Annotated in this window: 9 protein-coding genes and 1 pseudogene; all 10 read left to right on the top strand. The window is 64.8% G+C overall.

Annotated elements, in window-relative coordinates:
• The first annotated feature begins 54 nt into the window (after positions 1-54).
• Positions 55-1,299, top strand: coding sequence for a glycoside hydrolase family 27 protein (locus tag CSC73_RS03780; RefSeq protein ID WP_246197325.1), 1,245 nt, complete (start codon positions 55-57; stop codon positions 1,297-1,299).
• 691 nt (positions 1,300-1,990) lie between these two features.
• The gene (locus CSC73_RS03775) at positions 1,991-4,261 is read left to right on the top strand and encodes a WD40/YVTN/BNR-like repeat-containing protein (RefSeq protein WP_246197324.1); all 2,271 of its coding nucleotides are present in this window, start codon (positions 1,991-1,993) and stop codon (positions 4,259-4,261) included.
• Positions 4,245-6,137 carry a glycoside hydrolase family 2 protein gene (locus CSC73_RS03770; RefSeq protein ID WP_211840802.1) on the top strand — a complete coding sequence of 631 codons (1,893 nt, stop codon included), beginning with the start codon at positions 4,245-4,247 and terminating at the stop codon, positions 6,135-6,137. Before CSC73_RS03775 ends, CSC73_RS03770 begins: the two co-directional genes overlap by 17 nt.
• Positions 6,138-6,163: 26 nt before the next feature.
• Positions 6,164-8,065, top strand: coding sequence for a sialate O-acetylesterase (locus tag CSC73_RS03765; RefSeq protein WP_163839333.1), 1,902 nt, complete (start codon positions 6,164-6,166; stop codon positions 8,063-8,065).
• Between the two features lie 16 nt (positions 8,066-8,081).
• On the top strand, positions 8,082-9,788 hold the full coding sequence (locus CSC73_RS03760; RefSeq protein WP_425502268.1) for a GH35 family beta-galactosidase: 1,707 nt from the start codon (positions 8,082-8,084) through the stop codon (positions 9,786-9,788).
• 94 nt (positions 9,789-9,882) lie between these two features.
• Positions 9,883-12,741: a TIM-barrel domain-containing protein gene (locus tag CSC73_RS03755; protein ID WP_163839087.1), complete on the top strand. Its 2,859-nt coding sequence runs from the start codon at positions 9,883-9,885 to the stop codon at positions 12,739-12,741.
• A 1-nt stretch (position 12,742) separates the two neighbouring features.
• Positions 12,743-15,106: a glycoside hydrolase family 95 protein gene (locus tag CSC73_RS03750; protein WP_163839086.1), complete on the top strand. Its 2,364-nt coding sequence runs from the start codon at positions 12,743-12,745 to the stop codon at positions 15,104-15,106.
• The gene (gene xylB / locus CSC73_RS03745; RefSeq protein ID WP_163839085.1) at positions 15,103-16,596 is read left to right on the top strand and encodes a xylulokinase; all 1,494 of its coding nucleotides are present in this window, start codon (positions 15,103-15,105) and stop codon (positions 16,594-16,596) included. Before CSC73_RS03750 ends, xylB begins: the two co-directional genes overlap by 4 nt.
• Before the next feature lie 33 nt (positions 16,597-16,629).
• Positions 16,630-17,964 carry a xylose isomerase gene (gene xylA, locus CSC73_RS03740; protein ID WP_163839084.1) on the top strand — a complete coding sequence of 445 codons (1,335 nt, stop codon included), beginning with the start codon at positions 16,630-16,632 and terminating at the stop codon, positions 17,962-17,964.
• Between the two features lie 63 nt (positions 17,965-18,027).
• Positions 18,028-18,207, top strand: a pseudogene (locus CSC73_RS03735) (sugar porter family MFS transporter); the annotation flags it as partial.

Below are 18,207 nucleotides of genomic sequence, written 5' to 3'. Positions count from 1 at the left end.
TATTCGCTTCTTCCCCGGCGCATTGCGACCGGTCATTTCGGACGGTCCTTACCCATGCAGCGTAAGCGAACCTACAAGCTGATTCCGGTGTGGCTCGCACTGATGCTGCTGGCTTCGGCTTTGGCGATCCGGCCGGCGCTGGCATTGGAAGAGCCGGCCGACGACGCGCAACCCACGCAGACCGAGCCGCCGCGCACGATGAACGGCCTGGCGACGACGCCGCCGATGGGTTGGAACAGCTGGAACAAATTCGCCTGCAACGTAGACGAGAAACTGATCCGTCGCATGGCCGATGCGATGGTTTCCTCGGGCATGCGGGACGTCGGTTATCGCTATATCGTCATCGACGATTGCTGGCACGGCGAGCGCGATAGCAACGGCTTCATCCAGGCCGATCCGAAACGCTTTCCTTCCGGCATGAAGGCGCTGGGCGACTACATCCACGCCAAAGGCCTCAAGTTCGGCATCTATTCCGATGCGGGCCGCAAGACCTGCGGCGGACGGCCCGGCAGCCAGGGCTACGAATTCCAGGATGCCTTGCAGTACGCGCGCTGGGGCGTGGACTACCTGAAGTACGACTGGTGCAACACCGGCACCCGCAACGCGCAGGAAGCCTACACGCTGATGGCCGATGCGTTGCGCGCCAGCGGCCGTGACATCGTGTTTTCCCTGTGCGAATGGGGCGGCCAGAAGCCGTGGCTGTGGGGCAGGACGGTCGGCAATCTATGGCGCACCACCGGCGACATCTACGACAAGTGGCAGGGCCGGCACAAATACATGCTGGGCATGCTGGACATCGTGGATATCAACGAGCCGCTCTGGCCGTACGCGGGCCCGGGGCACTGGAACGATCCGGACATGCTGGAAGTCGGCAACGGCGGCATGACGGAAACCGAATACCGCACCCACTTCAGTCTGTGGGCGATCATGGCCGCGCCGTTGATCGCCGGCAACGATCTTTCGCGGATGGATGGGGCGACCCGGCGCATCCTGCTCAATCGCGAAGTGATAGCGGTCAACCAGGACGCATTGGGTGCGCAAGGGCGCCGCGTCGCCAAGAACGGCGACCAGGAAATCTGGGTCAAGCCGTTGGCCGACGGCGCACGCGCGGTGTTGCTGTTCAACCGCGGCGAGCGTCCGGCCGAGATCGGAGTGGGATGGGAACAATTGGGATATCCGCGCCATCTCAGCGCGCACCTGCGCGATCTCTGGACGCAGCAGGATCTGCCGGCGCAAGTGGGGCGCTATGCGGCCATGGTCGAACCGCATGCGGCGGTGATGCTCGTGGTTCGGCCCTGATCGCTATGCACGCAAGGCAACGACCGGCCCGCAATGCGGGTCCGCGTACTTTCAATGCCTCCGCCGCACTTGCGGATCGTTTGCGGCAAACGGCAAAGCTGATCGCTGGACCGTGCACGGTCGCGATTCCGCACGAATTGATGACGCGATGCAGCATGCGAGAGCGATATAGATCAAAGCGAATATTTCATTGGTATGGAATGTCACCGCCACCTATGCTGCGTGCATCCGGGAACGGCGATACTTCGTTATGTTAGCGCTACCATTGCGCATTGCAGCCAGCAGATCAGACCCGGAGGAGTAGGCAAAGTATCGATCGTGCCGCTGCGATTGGTGTCGGTGCCTCGAACGAACGGTGGCGAAGATCTGGTCCATGCAGCCATGTCAAGCCGACGACAAACATTGTCCTGGTCGATAGACGGGCCGTCGCGTCGGGATTTTCAAGAGCAGGTCCGTTTTTTTGAGTCATGTTCCTGGGAGGGAATAGTCATGCCAGCGCAACAGAGCCGTAGCCCGCTGCTACGCGGCATCACCTTGCGAGCCAGTCTGTAACCGCCGAACGGCGGTTCCGGACCCGTCCCACGCCCCTCCGCGTGGGACGGGGTTATCGGAGTCCACAGTCACCAAGCAGTCCACAGTCACCAAGCCGTTCCACTCCGCACGTCGCCCGTTTCCTGGAGGTCGTTTCCCGATGCATGCAATCAGTAATCGGTCCGCGCAGGCGACGTCGCAGAAGGCCACGGCCTTGCGATGGTTGGCGTTCTTCGCGGGCCCACTGTTTGCGGGCCTGTTCGCCTGCGCGGGTATCGCGCAGGCTTCGCCGGCCGCTGAAGCCGCCTACCGCTGGAACAACGTGGCCATCGGCGGCGGCGGCTTCGTCACCGGACTGTCGTTCCATCCCGCCGAAAAGGGATTGGCCTATGCGCGCACCGATGTCGGCGGCGCCTACCGCTGGGACGACAAGGCGCGCAGCTGGATACCGCTGACCGACTGGCTGGGTGCCGAGGACACCAACCTGCTGGGGATAGAAAGCCTGGCGATCGATCCCTCCGATCCCGAACGTGTCTACCTGGCGGCGGGCACTTATTTGAACGAGCGGGTGGGCAACGGTGCGATCCTGCGTTCGCTCGACCGTGGCCGCACCTTCAAACGCACCGACCTTCCGTTCAAGCTGGGCGGCAACGAAATGGGCCGCGGCAACGGCGAACGCCTGGCGGTCGATCCCAACGACGGCAGAGTGCTGTTCTTCGGCACGCGCGCATCGGGCCTGTGGCGCAGCCAGGACGGCGGCGCCAGCTGGTCGCAGCTGAAGTCGTTTCCAGATATCGCCCATTCGCCTTCGGCCAGCGTGCAGACTTCGTGGGCGGGCCTGCAGCCGGTGGGCATCGTTTTCGTCGTATTCGATCCGGCCAGCGGTAACAAGGGCGCACCGACGCCGAAGTTGTACGCGGGCGTCTCCACCCGCGAAACCAGCCTGTACGAATCCAGCGACGGTGGAGCGAGCTGGCAGCCGGTGGCCAAACAGCCAGTAGGCCTGCGCCCGAACCATATGGCGCGCGCGTCCAATGGCGACTATTTCCTGAGCTACGGCGACGAACCCGGGCCCAACACCATGAACAACGGCGCGGTTTGGAAGTTCGCGCCCGCATCGGGCCAGTGGACCGACATCACTCCGGCGCCGCAATCCATCGATGCCGAAAACGACGGCTTCGGCTGGGGCGCGGTCGCGGTGGATCCACGCAATCCGCAGGTGCTGCTGGCGACCACCTTCAACCGCTTCGTCCCGCACGACGAAATCTTCCGCAGCACCGACGGCGGCCGGCAATGGCAGCCGGTGCTCGCGCGCTCCGAGTTCGACCACACCACCTCGCCGTGGACCGCGCACGCCGGCCCGCACTGGATGGCCGACATCGAGATCAATCCGTTCGACAGCGACGAGGCCATGTTCGTCACCGGCTACGGCATCTGGGCTTCGCGCAACCTGACCGCGCTCGACGACGGCAAGTCGAAAGTGAAGTGGTGGTTCAAGAACACCAACCTGGAAGAAACCGTGCCGTTGGACCTGGTCAGTCCGCCGCAGGGCGCGCATCTGCTCAGCGCGGTCGGCGATATCGATGGCTTCCGCCACGACGACCTGGCGGTACCGCCGCTGCAGTTCGTCGGTCCGCGCCTGACCAATGGCGAAAGCATCGCCTATGCAGGACAGGCGCCGCAGGTCGTGGTGCGCAGCGGCACCGTCCGCCACCGCGACAACAACGAAGTGCGCGCCGCCTACTCGCTGGATGGCGGCAGCAGTTGGACTTCGTTCGCCAATGAGCCGCCGCAGGGCGAGGGCGCCGGACATATCACCATCGCCGCCGACGGCAAGCGGGTGATCTGGACGCCGTTGAAATCGGGCGCATGGATCACCGCCGATTTCGGCAAGCACTGGCAGAAGGTCAAAGGCGTGCCCGACACCGCGCTGATTGAAGCCGACCGGGTGGACGAAGGCATCTATTACGGATTCGACGGCCTCACCGGCAAGCTGTACGTCAGCGGCAACGGCGGCGTGGAATTCAAGGAGGCCCAGGGCGCGGTGGGCGAATTCGGCGACTGGTTCCGTCCCGAAGTGCATCCCGATCCGCTGCACAGCGGCGTGGTCTATCTCACCGCCTCCTGGCGCGGACTGCTGCGCTGGTCAGCGGGCAAGCTGGAGCGGTTGTCGGGCGTGGAGAACGCACACTCGCTGGGGCTGGGCAAACCGAAGGAAGGCAGCGACACGCCGACGCTGTACCTGTTCGGGCAGATCGCCGGCAAGACCGGCCTGTACCGCTCCGACGACGACGGCCGGCGCTGGACCCGCATCGACGACGACGCGCATCGCTACGGCAAGATCTATCGCGTCACCGGCGACCCACGCCTGTATGGGCGGGTGTATTTCGCTACAGGCGGACGGGGAATCGTGTATGGCGATCCGCGCTGAATTCTCCATCAGTATGAGCTCGCTGCGCCGACTCGCTGTCGCGTTGCTGGCCTGCTCGCCATTGGCCTGCGCGCCGTTGCTGGCGAATGCGCAGGGATACTCGCCGCGTCCACAGGAGCGCGTGTCCGTAGCGCCGGTGCCCACGCCGATTGCTGAGCCTGCCTCCACGCCGTTGACCAATTTGCCGGGTCGCCAACGGCGCAGCCTCAACGGCAAATGGCAGGCGCTGGTGGACGGGTACGCCGACGGCATCGGCGACTGGAAGGCAGTCTGGAAAGACCGTACCGCGGCAGGCAAGACCCAGTTCTTCGAATACGGATTCGACGACAGCGTCACCCTGGACGTGCCGGGCGATTTCAATACGCAGCGGCCGGAGCTGACCTGGCTGGAAGGTTCGGTGTGGTATCGCAAGGCGTTCGAATACGATGCTGCCCACCATGATGGACGGCGGCTGTTCGTCCACTTCGGCGCCGCCAACTACCGTACCGACGTGTTTCTCAACGGCGAGAAGCTGGGCAGCCACGAAGGCGGGTTCACGCCGTTCCAGTTCGAGCTGACCGGGCGGTTGAAGGACGGCGAGAACCGCCTGCTGGTGCACGTCAACAACGAACGCCGCAAGGACGGCATTCCGGCGCAGGGTTTCGACTGGTTCAACTATGGCGGGTTGACCCGCGACGTGGATCTGGTCGAAACGCCGGCGACCTACATCCAGGACTATTCCCTGCAACTGGCGCCCGATTCGTTGCGGCGGGTGGATGGCTGGGTGCAGCTGGCCGGCACCGCGCCGCGGCAGCCGGTGCGCGTGCGCATTCCGGAACTGGGCGTGGATGTGCGCGCCCAGGCCGGCGCCGACGGTCGCGCGCCGCTGCGCTTCGAGGCGCCGTTCGCATTGTGGTCGCCTGCGAAACCCAAGCTGTACCGCGTGGAGGTCTCCACGCCGCAAGAGTCGCTGCAGGAAGACATAGGTTTCCGCAACATCGCCGTGCGCGGCGACGCGCTGCTGCTCAACGGCGAGCCACTGTTCCTGCGCGGCGTCAATTTCCACGAAGAAATCGACGGCCGCCGCGCGCATTCCGAAGCCGATGCGCAGCGCATGCTGGAGCAGGCCAAACAGCTGGGCGCCAATTTCTTGCGTCTGGCGCACTATCCGCATAGCGAACACTTGGTGCGACTGGCCGATCGCATGGGCCTGCTGCTGTGGCAGGAGATCCCGGTCTACCAGGGCATCGACTTCGCCGCCGCCGGTATGCAGGACAAGCTGGAGGCGATGCTGGCCGAAATGATCGACCGCGACCGCAACCGCGCCGCGGTCATCGTATGGGGCGTCGCCAACGAGACTTCGCCAGGGCCTGCGCGCAATAGTGCGCTCGCAGCGCTGGCGCAACAGGCGCGCCGGTTGGATCCCACGCGGCTGGTCAGCGCGGCGTTCTATGGACCCGGTTTCGACGGCGGCACATTGACCGTCGCCGATCCGCTGGTCGCCTCGCTGGATGTAGTCGGCATCAACGAATACTTCGGCTGGTACATACCTTGGCCGGTCGAACCCGAGCAAGCGGTGTGGAAGCCGTTCGGCAAGCCGCTGCTGATCACCGAATTCGGCGCCGAGGCGCGTTACGGCCATCACGGCGCTGACGATGTGGCCAGCGCCTGGAACGAGGAATTCCAGGCCGGGTTCTATCGCAAGCAGCTGCGCATGCTGGCGCGTATTCCGTTCCTGCGCGGCACGGCGCCCTGGGTGATGATGGACTTCCGCTCGCCGGTACGGATGCATCCGTTCCAGTCCGGCTATAACCGCAAGGGGCTATTGTCCGAACGCGGCGAGCGCAAGCTGGCTTGGCAGGTGATCCACGACTATTACTCGGAGGTTGGACGGTGAAACGCACTCTTGTGGGATTGGGACTGATGTTGCTGGCGGCGCAGTCCGTGCAGGCGAAGATCGCGCTGCCGCTGATGTTTTCCGATGGCGCCGTGCTGCAGCGCGACCAGCCGTTGCCGGTCTGGGGCTGGGCGACGCCGGGCGCGAAGATCGAAGTCGCGTTCGACGGCCGCAGCGCGGAAGCCACGGCCTCCGGCGATGGCGCGTGGCGGGTCGAATTGCCCGCGCATGCAGCGGGCGGGCCTTATCTGCTTAAGATCAGCGAAAACGGCGGCGACGCGACTACCGTGCACGACGTGCTGGTCGGCGACGTGTGGCTGGCTTCGGGCCAATCGAACATGGAGTGGCCGGTTGCGCAGGCCAAGGACGCGCAGCGGGAAATCGCGAGCGCTGGCGACAATCGCATCCGCCATTTCAAGGTGCCCAAGTCGTGGTCGGGTCAACCGGAAGCGCGCTTGACCGGCGGCCGATGGCAGGCGGCATCGCCGCAGACGGTGGGCGCGTTTTCGGCGGTCGGGTATTTCTTCGCGCGCGATCTGCGGGCGAAGACGGGCGTACCCATCGGCATCATCGACAGCACCTGGGGCGGCAGCCGCATCGAGGCCTGGACCGATGCCGCTACCCAGGGACTGGATGCGCAGGCAGTCGTGCGGCAGGCCAGTGAAGCGCAGGCGCGCGATCAAGCCGCAATGGCCGAGACCCATGCGCGTCTGGCGCGCTGGCCGCAGAAGGGAGTCGACACCTCGCGCTGGAACCAGGCCGATTTCGACGACCGCGACTGGGACCGCATTGCGGTGCCGGGTTTGTGGGAAGGCGGCGGCTACAACGGCATGGACGGGGAGGCGTGGTATCGCGCCAGCTTCACCCTGAGCGATGCCGAAGCCAAGGCGGGCGTCGTACTGGGCGTCGGCCGCATCGACGATTCCGACATCACCTGGGTCAATGGCCGGCAGGTGGGCGAAACGCGCATGCAGTACAACCTGCCGCGCCAGTACACAGTGCCGCCGCAGGCACTGCACGCGGGCGTCAACAAGGTCGCGGTGCGGGTGCAGGATTTCGGCGGCGGCGGCGGCATCCATGGCGCTGCCGGCGAAGTGTTCGTGCAGCCGCAAGGCGCGGCCAAGCGGCCGTTGGACGGCGAGTGGAAATTCCGGCCGGCGCAGGTGTCGACGGCGATGATCGACGACAAGAACCAGTATCCGGCGCTGCTGTACAACCAGATGATCCATCCGCTGCAGCCGTACCCGGTGCGCGGGGTCATCTGGTACCAGGGCGAATCCAACGCGAGCGCGACCGACGCTTATCGTTATCGCGACCAGTTCGCCGCCATGATCGGGCAATGGCGCGGCGACTGGAAGCAGCCGGCGATGCCGTTCCTGTGGGTGCAGCTGGCCAACTTCGTTTCCGGCGCGGACGTTCCCGGCGAAAGCGCCGGCGCCGGCAGTCCGTGGGCGCTGCTGCGCGAATCGCAGTCGCATACGCTGGCCCTGCCGGCCACCGCGCAGGCGGTGGCCATCGATATCGGCGATCCGAACGACATCCATCCGCTGAACAAGCAGGAAGTCGGCCGCCGTCTGGCGTTGGCCGCGCGGCATGTCGCTTATGGCGAATCGCTGGTGTATTCCGGGCCGGTTTATCGCGCGGCCAAGTTCAAAGGGCGTGAGGCCAGGGTGGAGTTCGATCCGTCCGCCAATGCGTTGGCGGTGCGCGGCGGCGGCGATGAAGTGCATGGTTTCGAACTGGCCGGCGCCGACCATCGCTTCCATCCGGCACGCGCCGTTCTCCGCGGCGACGCCGTCGTGGTGACCAGCGACTCAGTCGCACAACCGCAGGCCGTGCGCTATGCATGGAGCGACAATCCTGAAAGCGCGGATCTGACCAATCGCGACGGCCTGCCCGCATCGCCGTTCCGCAGCGATGCCTGGTGACGGGGAGAACCAAAGAATGACGATCCGAAATCCAGGCCGTACTTGCTCCGCCCTCCACCTGCTGCGGTTGTTAGCGGCAATGGCAGCGCTGACGGCCCTGGTCGCCTGCAAGCCGTCCGATGCGCCGCCGGCCGCCGCGCCGGCCGCCGCCAAAACCGATCCCAAGGCGGAGACGCGAAGCGTCGAAGCGCCGATGCCGAAACTGGTGAGCGAGAACGGCCGCCACGCATTGCTGGTGGACGGCGAGCCGTTCCTGCTGCTGGGCGCACAGGTGAACAACTCCAGCAACTATCCCGCTGCGCTAGAGAAGGTATGGCCCGCCATCGACGTGCTTAAGCCCAATACGGTGATGGTGCCGATCGCCTGGGAGCAGGTCGAGCCGCAGGAAGGCAAGTTCGATTTCTCCTTCGTCGATACTTTGCTGACGCAGGCGCGCGAGCACGAGGTGCGGCTGGTGCTGCTGTGGTTCGCCACCTGGAAGAACAACGGACCCAACTACGCGCCGGCCTGGGTGAAGCTGGACAACAAACGTTTCCCGCGCGTCATCACTGCCGACGGCAGGACGCTGAACTCCCTGTCGCCGTTGTCCACAGAGACCTTGGAGGCCGACAGAAAAGCTTTCGTACGGCTGATGCGTCATCTGAAGCAGGCCGACGCGCAGCGCACCGTCATCATGGTGCAGCCGGAAAACGAACCCGGCACCTACGGCGCGCCGCGCGACTTCTCGCCGCTGGCGCAGAAAGCGTTCGATGGGCCGGTGCCGGAAGCCCTGATCAGGAAGATGGGAAAGCAGGCCGGCAACTGGAAGCAGGCGTTCGGCAACGACGCCGATGAGTTCTTCCACGCCTGGCATGTGGCGCACTACATCGATCAGGTCGCTGCGGCAGGCAAGGCCGAATATCCGTTGCCGATGTACGTGAACGCGGCGCTGCGCGATCCGTTCACTCCCGGCTTGCCCGGACAGTACGAAAGCGGCGGCCCCACCGACAACGTACTGGAGGTCTACAAGGCGGCCGCGCCAAACATAGATCTGCTGGCGCCGGACATCTACATGCGCGAGTACGACAAGTACACCGCCGTGCTGGACCGCTATTCGCGCCCCGACAACGCCTTGCTGGTGGCCGAAACCGGCAACGATGTGATGTTCGCGCGCTATTTCTTCGCCGCGCTCGGCCAGCAGGCCATTGGCTGGTCGCCATTCGGCATCGACTACACGCGCTATTCCAATTGGCCGCTGGGGGCCAAGAGGATGTCGCCCGAATCGCTGGAGCCGTTCGCGCTGAACTATCGTCTGGTGCGGCCGGCCGCGCGCGTGCTGGCCAAGCTGAGTTTCGAGGGCAAAGTGCACGGCATCGCCGAGCAGGCCGGCCAACCCGTGCAGACCCTCAAGCTCAACGACCGCTGGAATGCCGTGATCACCTATGGCGTACCGCAGTTCTGGTTCCAGGGCGAAGCGCCGGGCAATCCCGAGCCGGTAGGCGCGGCGTTGATCGCCGAAACCGGCACCGACGAATTCCTGGTCACCGCCTACCACGCGCGCGTCAACATCGTCGCCGCCGATCCTGCGGTCGCCGCACGGCAGATCTACGACCGCGTCGAGGAAGGCACCTACGAAAACAACCAATGGAAGTTCCAGCGCGTCTGGAATGGCGACCAGACCGATTACGGGCTGAATTTTTCCAGCGCCGATCAGTTGCTGAAGGTGAAGTTGGCGACGTACTGAATTGCAAGGTATCGACGGCGTCCGGCGATCGTTGCCGGAATCCGTAGCGGCGGGTCTGGCCCGTCCCACACGAATCGAAAGGGAGGAGCGGAAGATGCGTAATTTGATGGGGCTGACCCTGCCGTTGCTGGCGCTGCTGGCCGCTTGCGGCGGCAAAGCCGGCCAGGCTTATGAGAAGACCGACAACGGCGTCATCGTGCGTCCTGCCGATAAAGGCGCCGCGGCGGTGCGTTTGCAGGTGGTGGATGCCGGCATCATCCGGGTCAGTGCCGATCCCGATGGCGATTTCAAGCGCAGTCCCAGCCTGATGCGGGTCGATACCGGCGCACCGGCTGCCACCTTCGATGTCGCTAGTGCCGACGGCAAGCTGCGCCTGACTACCGCCAAAGTGACCGCCGAGGTTTCGCTGCAGAGCGGCCGGGTCAGCTTCCTGGACAAACAAGGCAAGCCGATCCTGGCCGAGGTCGAAGGCGGCAGGAGTTTTTCCCCGCTGGAAGTGGAAGGCAAGCCCTACCTCAGCGTCCGCCAGCGTTTCGAATCGCCAGACGACGAAGCCATCTACGGCTTCGGCCAGCATCAGCAAGGCTGGATGAACCAGAAAGGCCACGATGTCGAACTGCTGCAGCACAACGTGGACATGGCGGTGCCTTTCCTGGTGTCCAGCCGCAACTACGGCCTGCTGTGGGACAACAACGCCATCACCCGCCTGGGCGATCCGCGCGGCCTGCAGCCGTTGCCCAAGAGCCTGAAGCTGTACGACGCCAAGGGCGAAGCAGGCGCGCTGACCGCGCGCTACTCGGTCGGCGGCGTGCAGAAAGTCGAGCGCCGCGAATCCGAGGTGAACTACCAGTACATCAAGGACCTGGCCAACTTCCCGGCCGAAGCCAAGAGCAAGGATCAGCCCATGCAGGTGACCTGGGAGGGCGAGATAGAAGCGCTCAGCCCCGGCCGCCACACGTTCTCGCTGTACTCCAGCGAATACGCCAAGCTGTGGATCGACGGCAAGCCGGTGATCGACCGCTGGCGCCAGAACTGGAACCCGTGGCACCACGAGTTCGCGCTTGACCTGCAGCCGGGCCAGCGCCACAAGCTGAAGATCGAGTGGAAGCTGATCGACCCCAGCTACATCGCCCTGCTGCACCGCGATCCCTTGCCTGCTGCGGAGGCCAAGGACTTGTCGTTGTGGTCCGAAGCCGGACAGATGATCGATTACTACTTCGTGGCCGGTGGCGGTACCGACAAGGGCGCGGCCGACCAGGTCATCGCCGGCTATCGCCAGCTGACCGGCAAAGCGGTGCTGCTGCCGAAATGGGCCTATGGGTTCTGGCAGAGCCGCGAGCGCTACAAGACGCAGGACGAACTGGTCGGCGCGCTGGCCGAATACCGCAAGCGCCAGCTGCCCATCGACAACATCGTGCTCGACTGGTCGTACTGGCCGGAAGACGCCTGGGGTTCGCACGATTTCGACAAGACGCATTTCCCCGATCCCGATGGCATGGTCAAGCAGGTCCATGACCTGCACGGGCAAATCATGATTTCGGTATGGCCCAAGTTCTATCCCACCACCGCCAACTACAAGGAACTGGATGCCGCCGGTTTCATGTACAAGCGCAATGTGGAAGTGGGCGAGAAGGACTGGATCGGCGCAGGCTACCTGAACTCGTTCTACGATCCGTATTCGGAGAAGGCGCAGGCCATCTACTGGCGGCAGATCAACGAGAAGCTCAACAGCAAGGGCTTCGACGCCTGGTGGCTGGATGCCGACGAGCCCGACCTGCATTCCAACCTCGATGTCGGCGAGCGCAAGGCGCGCACCACGCCGACGGCGGTGGGCCCGTCCACCGAGTTCTTCAATTCCTATCCGCTGCCGCACACCCAGGGCGTATACCGCGGCGACCGCGCGGCCGACCCGGACAAGCGCGTGTTCATCCTGTCGCGCAAGGGCTATGCCGGCACCCAGCGCAATGCGGTGGCGGTTTGGAGCGGCGATATCGTTTCGCGTTGGGACGACATGCGCGATCAGATTTCCGCCGGCGTCAACCTGTCGATGTCGGGCTTGCCCAACTGGACCTTCGATATCGGCGGCTTCGCGGTGGAGAAGCGCTATGAGAACCAGGATCCGGCGCATCTGCCGGAATGGCGCGAACTCAACACCCGCTGGTACCAGTTCGGCGCGTTCGTGCCGCTGTTCCGCTCGCACGGCCAGTTCCCGTACCGCGAGATCTGGAACATCGCGCCGGAAGGCACGCCGTACTACGCCAGCATGGCCTACTACAACCGTCTGCGCTACACGTTGCTGCCCTACGTCTACACGCTGGCCGGCGATACCTATCATCGCGACGGCAGCATGATGCGCAGCCTGGCGATGGATTTCCCGGGCGACGCCAAGGTCCGCGACATCAACGACCAGTATCTGTTCGGGCCCGCCTTCCTGGTGGCTCCGGTGACCGCGTTCAAGGCCACGCAGCGTGCGGTCTATCTGCCGGCCGGCAGCGCCTGGTACGACTTCTATACCGGCCAGCGCCATGAGGGCGGGCAAACCCTGCAGGCCGCCGCGCCGCTGGAGCGCATGCCGTTGTTCGTGCGTGCCGGCGCGATCGTGCCGACCGGTCCGGTGCAGCAATACGTGGACGAGAAGAAGGGCGCGCCGCTGACCGTGGTGGTCTATACGGGCGCCGACGGAGAATTCTCGCTGTACGAAGACGATGGCAAGGGCTACGGCTACGAGAAGAGCGAGTTCAGCCGCATTCCGCTGAAATGGAATGAAAAGACCGGCGAACTGAGCATCGGTACGCGCCAGGGTACGTTCCCCGGCATGCAGGCCAAGCGCGAGGTCCGCGTGCGCTGGATCAGCGGTCCGCGCGCCGATGCCGGTACGCTGGAACCGGCGGCCGATACCACCGTGCAATACGACGGCAAGGCGGTCGTGGTGAAGGCAGTCAAGACGAATTGATATGAGCGTCGATCTGACCCGCCGCGAATTGTTCAAAGGAGTGGGCGCGGGCATCGCGATCGCGGGCCTGGCGCCGTCCGCAGTCGTGCATGCGGCTGCGGGCGCCATCGCCGACGGCGATGCGCTCAAGCTCTGGTACCGGCGGCCGGCGACGCGATGGGTGGAGGCGTTGCCGTTGGGGAACGGCCGCCTCGGCGCGATGGTGTGGGGAGGCATCGAACACGAACGCCTGCAGCTCAACGAAGACACGCTGTATGCGGGCGGCCCGTACGAAGCCGACACTTCCGGCGCGCTGGAAGCATTGCCGGAAGTGCGCCGGCTGATCTTCGCCGGCCAATACGCGCAGGCCGAAGACCTGGCCAACGCCAGGATGATGGCGCGGCCGCTCAAGCAGATGCCTTATCAGCCGCTGGCCGATCTGGTGCTGGATTTCCGCGATGTTCCGGACACCACCGACTATCGTCGCGAACTCGATCTGGATACGGCGATCACGCGCACGCAGTTCCGGACCTGGAAGACGGAGCACACGCGCGAGGCCTTCGTTTCGCCGGTCGACCAGTGCATCGTGGTGCGCCTGTCGACCGACCGTCCCGGCGGCATCGATCTGCGGGTATCGCTGGACAGCGATCAGCAGAGCGAAGTGTCTGCCGAAGAGGGCGCCCTGCTGCTGCGCGGCCGCAATCCCGCGCGGCACGGCATCGAGGGCAAGCTGAAGTTCGCGACGCGTGTGCGTGCGATTCCACGCGGCGGCTCGTTGCAGGTGCGCGGCGAACGCATAGAAATAGAAGGTGCGGACGAGGTAGTGCTGCTGATCACGGCGGCCACCAGCTATCGCCGCTACGACGATGTCGGCGGCGACCCCGAAGCGATCACGCGCCGGCAACTGGCCGCAGCCCAGCAGCGTGGTTTCGAAGCGCTACGCGCAGCGCATGTGGCCGAACACCAGCGCCTGTTCCGTCGCGTCTCCCTCGATTTGGGAAGTGCCGAAGCGGCGAAGCTGCCCACCGACGAACGCGTCGCGAATTTCGCCAGCGATGGCGATCCCGCGCTGGCCGCGCTCTACCACCAGTACGGCCGGTATCTGCTGATCTCCAGTTCGCGTCCCGGTACGCAGCCGGCCAACCTGCAGGGCATCTGGAACGACCTGATGGACCCGCCGTGGGAAAGCAAATACACGATCAACATCAACACGGAAATGAACTACTGGCCCAGCGAGGCCAACGCCTTGCCAGAATGCGTGGAACCGTTGGAGAGCATGCTTTTCGATCTGGCGGAAAAGGGCGCGCGCCGGGCCAGGGAAATGTACGGAGCACCAGGCTGGGTCGTGCATCACAACACCGACCTGTGGCGGCAGACCGGTCCCATCGATGGTGCGCAGTGGGGTTTATGGCCCATGGGCGGCGCCTGGCTGCTGCAGCAATTGTGGGACCGCTGGGACTACGGCCGCGACGAGGCCTATCTGCGCAGGATCTATCCGTTGTTCAAAGGCGCGGCAGAGTTCTTCGCCGCCGTGCTGGTGCGCGATCCCGCTACTGGCGAGATGGTCACCAATCCTTCGATGTCGCCCGAGAACATACATCCGAAGGGCGCTTCGCTTTGCGCTGGACCGGCAATGGATTCGCAATTGCTGCGCGATCTGTTCGCGCAGTGCATCCAGGCTGCCGGTCTGCTGGGCGTGGACGCCGATTTCGCGCAGCGGTTGCGGCAATTGCGCGAGCAGCTGCCGGCTGACCGCATCGGCAATGCAGGCCAACTGCAGGAGTGGCGCGAAGATTGGGACATGCAAGTGCCGGAGATCCACCACCGCCACGTCTCGCATCTTTACGCATTGCATCCGAGCTCGCAGATCAACGTGCGCGATACGCCGGAACTCGCCGCTGCCGCGAAGCGGTCGCTGGAGATCCGCGGCGACGACGCCACCGGCTGGGGCATCGGTTGGCGCCTGAATCTGTGGGCGCGGCTGGGCGACGGCGAACACGCGCTGAAGATCCTGCGCATGCTGTTGGCACCGCAGCGGACCTACCCGAATCTGTTCGATGCGCATCCGCCGTTCCAGATCGACGGCAACTTCGGCGGCACCGCCGGCATCACCGAGATGCTGCTGCAGAGCTGGGGCGGATCGATCTTCCTGCTGCCGGCGCTGCCGCAAGCGTGGCGCGAAGGGTCCGTGCGCGGTCTCAAAGTGCGCGGCGCTGCGGGTATGGATCTGTCGTGGAAAGAGGGCCGCCTGTCGATGGCGACGCTCACCAGCGCGCGCGGCGGCCGTTACAACGTGATATTGGGAGAACAGAGTCTGGATATGGAACTCGAGGCGGGCCAGTCGCGACGCATACGCCTGCAAGACGGCAAGCTGGTGGCGGCATGAGCCTGTACGCCGGCATCGATGCAGGAACCCAGAGCATCAAGCTGCTCGTCTACGACGCGGAGTCCGGACAGGTCGTGGCCACCGCCAGCGCGCCGCTCGAGCTGATCAGCGGCGAGGACGGCAGTCGCGAGCAGCTGGCCTCGTGGTGGATCGAAGGCGTGCACGCTTGCTTCGCGCAACTGGATGCGCCAATCCGCGCGTCCATCGCCGCGGTCGGCGTCTCCGGGCAACAGCATGGCTTCGTGCCGCTGGATCGCGATGGCCAGGTGCTGGCGCCGGTCAAGCTGTGGTGCGATACCAGCAGCGCGCGCGAGTGCGGACGGATCATGCAGGCGCTAGGCGGAGAGCGGCGCTGCATCGAGATCGCGGGCAATCCCATCCTGCCCGGCTATACCGCCTCCAAGTTGCCGTGGACGCGCCAGCATCGCCCCGAGGTCTATCGCGAGCTGGCGACCATCCTGCTGCCGCACGACTATCTCAACTTCTACCTCACCGGCGAACGCTTCACCGAGGTCGGCGATGCCTCGGGTACCGGCTGGCTGGATGTACGCACGCGCCAATGGTCGAAAGAACTGCTGGCGGCCATCGATCCCGATCGCGATCTTTCGCCGTGCCTGCCGCCGCTGGTCGAACTGGGCACTACCTTCGCGATCCTGCCTGCGATCGCCGACGCGCTGGGGCTGCCGCACTCGGTTCGCATCGCCGTCGGCGGCGGCGACAACATGATGGCGGCCATCGGTACCGGCTGCGTGGTGCCGGGCCGCCTGTCGATGAGCCTGGGCACCTCCGGGACCCTGTTCGCTTACGCCGATCATCCGGTGGTGGATGCCAACGGCGCCTGGGCAGCGTTCTGTTCTTCGTCCGGCGGCTGGCTACCGTTGATCTGCACCATGAACTGCACGGTCGCCACCGAAACCATCGCGCGGCTGTTCGGTTTCGGCGTCGCCCAAGGCGAAGCCATGATCGGCGAAACCTCTCCGGGCGCCGGCGGCCTGACTTTGCTGCCCTTCTTCAATGGCGAACGCACACCGAATCTGCCCGATGCGCGCGCTGCGATGCTGGGCATGGATCCGCTCAACGCCACGCCCGCCAACTTCTACCGCGCGGCGATGGAAGGCGCGACCTACACCTTGAGGTACGGCTACGACGCATTCGCCGCGGCGGGCCTGGGTTTCGAAGCCATCGTGTTGACTGGCGGCGGTGCCAAGAGCGCCGCCTGGCGGCAGATGATCGCCGACGTATTCGATCTGCCGGTGGAAGTTCCCCGACAGAGCGAAGGCGCCGCGTTCGGTGCCGCACTGCAGGCGTTGTGGTCCCAGCAGCATGGAAGCGGCGACAGCACTCCCTTATCCGAACTGGCGTTACGGCATGCCGCCGTAGATCCAACGCTTTCCACCCGCCCCGACCCTGCGCGCGTCGGCGAATACCGGACGCATTACGCGCGTTTCCTGCAATACCTCGATGCCGTGCGCACGCTGTACCCGGCGTAGCACGCACTCGCACAACAGAACGGAAGACAGACCATGAGCAATCCCTATTTCATCGGCGCAAAAGAATATTTCCCCGGCATCGGCCGCATCCCGTTCGAGGGCCGCGATTCCGACAATCCGCTCGCTTTCAAGGTATACGACGCCGGCAAACGCGTCGGCGGCAAGACCATGGCCGAGCACCTGCGCTTCGCGGTGTGCTATTGGCATACCTTCTGCAATGCCGGCCACGATCCTTTCGGCCCCGGTACGCGCCGTTTTCCGTGGGAAGCCGGCTCGCCGCTGGCCACCGCCGAGGCCAAGGTCGACGCCGCGTTCGAGTTCTTCAGCAAGTTGGGCGTGCCGTACTGGTGCTTCCACGACATCGATCTTTCCCCCGATGCCGAGGACATCGGCGAATACGAGAAGAACCTCAAGCACATGGTCGGCCTGGCCAAGGCGCGCCAGGAGGCCACCGGCACGAAACTGCTGTGGGGTACGGCCAACCTGTTCTCGCATCCGCGCTACATGAACGGCGCTTCGACCAACCCGGACTTCGCCGTGGTCGCGCGCGCCGCCGTGCAGGTGAAGAACGCATTGGACGCCACCGTCGAACTGGGTGGTGAGCACTACGTGTTCTGGGGCGGCCGCGAAGGCTATGCCTCGCTGGTCAACACCAACATGAAGCGCGAGGTCGAACACTTCGCCCGCTTCCTGACCATGGCGCGCGACTACGGCCGCAGCATCGGCTTGAAAGGCAATTTCCTGATCGAGCCCAAGCCGATGGAACCGATGAAGCACCAGTACGATTTCGACAGCGCCACCGTTGCCGGTTTCCTGCGCGAACATGGCCTGGAAAAGGACTTCAAACTCAACATCGAAGCCAACCACGCGACGCTGTCCGGACACACCTTCGAACACGATCTGCAGGTGGCCTCCGACGCGGGCATGCTGGGCAGCATCGACGCCAACCGCGGCAATGCGCAGAACGGTTGGGATACCGACCAGTTCCCGACCGATCTGTACGACACCGTCGGCGCAATGCTGGTGGTGCTGCGTCAGGGCGGTCTGGAAGGCGGTCTGAACTTCGACGCCAAGGTCCGTCGCGAATCGACCGATCTGGAGGATCTGTTCATCGCCCACATCGGCGGCATGGACGCGTTCGCGCGCGGCCTGGAAGTGGCGCATGCGCTATTGACGGATTCGCCGTGGGAACAATGGCGCAGCGAGCGTTACGCGAGCTTCGACAGCGGCGCCGGCCGCGATTTCGAGCAGGGCAAGCTGGCCCTGGGCGATCTGCGCGCACTGGCGGCCAACAGCGGCGAACCCAAGCAGATCAGCGGCAAGCAGGAACGTTATGAGAACCTGTTGAACCAGTACCTGTTGCGCTGATACTTGCCGCCGCCGATCCGTAGATTCCTAATCCATACGAGCCGCACTCACCAAAGGCCTCCCATGAACAGCATTCCCCTCAGCAAGGCGCCCGCCGACAGCGGCGAGAACACCCGGCTGATCATCCTGATCAGTTGCGTGGCCACCATCGGCGGCTTCCTGTTCGGTTTCGACAGCGGCGTGATCAACGGTACCGTCGACGGGCTCAAGCAGACCTTCCACTCCAGTTCGGCCGGAACCGGT

The sequence above is a fragment of the Pseudoxanthomonas sacheonensis genome, assembly GCF_010093305.1.
GTDB classification, from domain to species: domain Bacteria; phylum Pseudomonadota; class Gammaproteobacteria; order Xanthomonadales; family Xanthomonadaceae; genus Pseudoxanthomonas_A; species Pseudoxanthomonas_A sacheonensis.
The sequence above is the reverse complement of the archived record's forward strand: the minus strand, read 5'-3'. Positions and strand labels throughout refer to the sequence as shown.

Bases quoted from the DNA above. Each gene is read 5' to 3' on its own strand.
- CSC73_RS03770 (WP_211840802.1), top strand. From the start codon at position 4,245: ATGGCGATCCGCGCTGAATTCTCCATCAGTATGAGCTCGCTGCGCCGA.
- xylB (WP_163839085.1), top strand. From the start codon at position 15,103: ATGAGCCTGTACGCCGGCATCGATGCAGGAACCCAGAGCATCAAGCTG.
- CSC73_RS03755 (WP_163839087.1), top strand. From the start codon at position 9,883: ATGCGTAATTTGATGGGGCTGACCCTGCCGTTGCTGGCGCTGCTGGCC.
- CSC73_RS03750 (WP_163839086.1), top strand. From the start codon at position 12,743: ATGAGCGTCGATCTGACCCGCCGCGAATTGTTCAAAGGAGTGGGCGCG.
- CSC73_RS03780 (WP_246197325.1), top strand. From the start codon at position 55: ATGCAGCGTAAGCGAACCTACAAGCTGATTCCGGTGTGGCTCGCACTG.
- CSC73_RS03775 (WP_246197324.1), top strand. From the start codon at position 1,991: ATGCATGCAATCAGTAATCGGTCCGCGCAGGCGACGTCGCAGAAGGCC.
- xylA (WP_163839084.1), top strand. From the start codon at position 16,630: ATGAGCAATCCCTATTTCATCGGCGCAAAAGAATATTTCCCCGGCATC.
- CSC73_RS03760 (WP_425502268.1), top strand. From the start codon at position 8,082: ATGACGATCCGAAATCCAGGCCGTACTTGCTCCGCCCTCCACCTGCTG.
- CSC73_RS03765 (WP_163839333.1), top strand. From the start codon at position 6,164: ATGTTGCTGGCGGCGCAGTCCGTGCAGGCGAAGATCGCGCTGCCGCTG.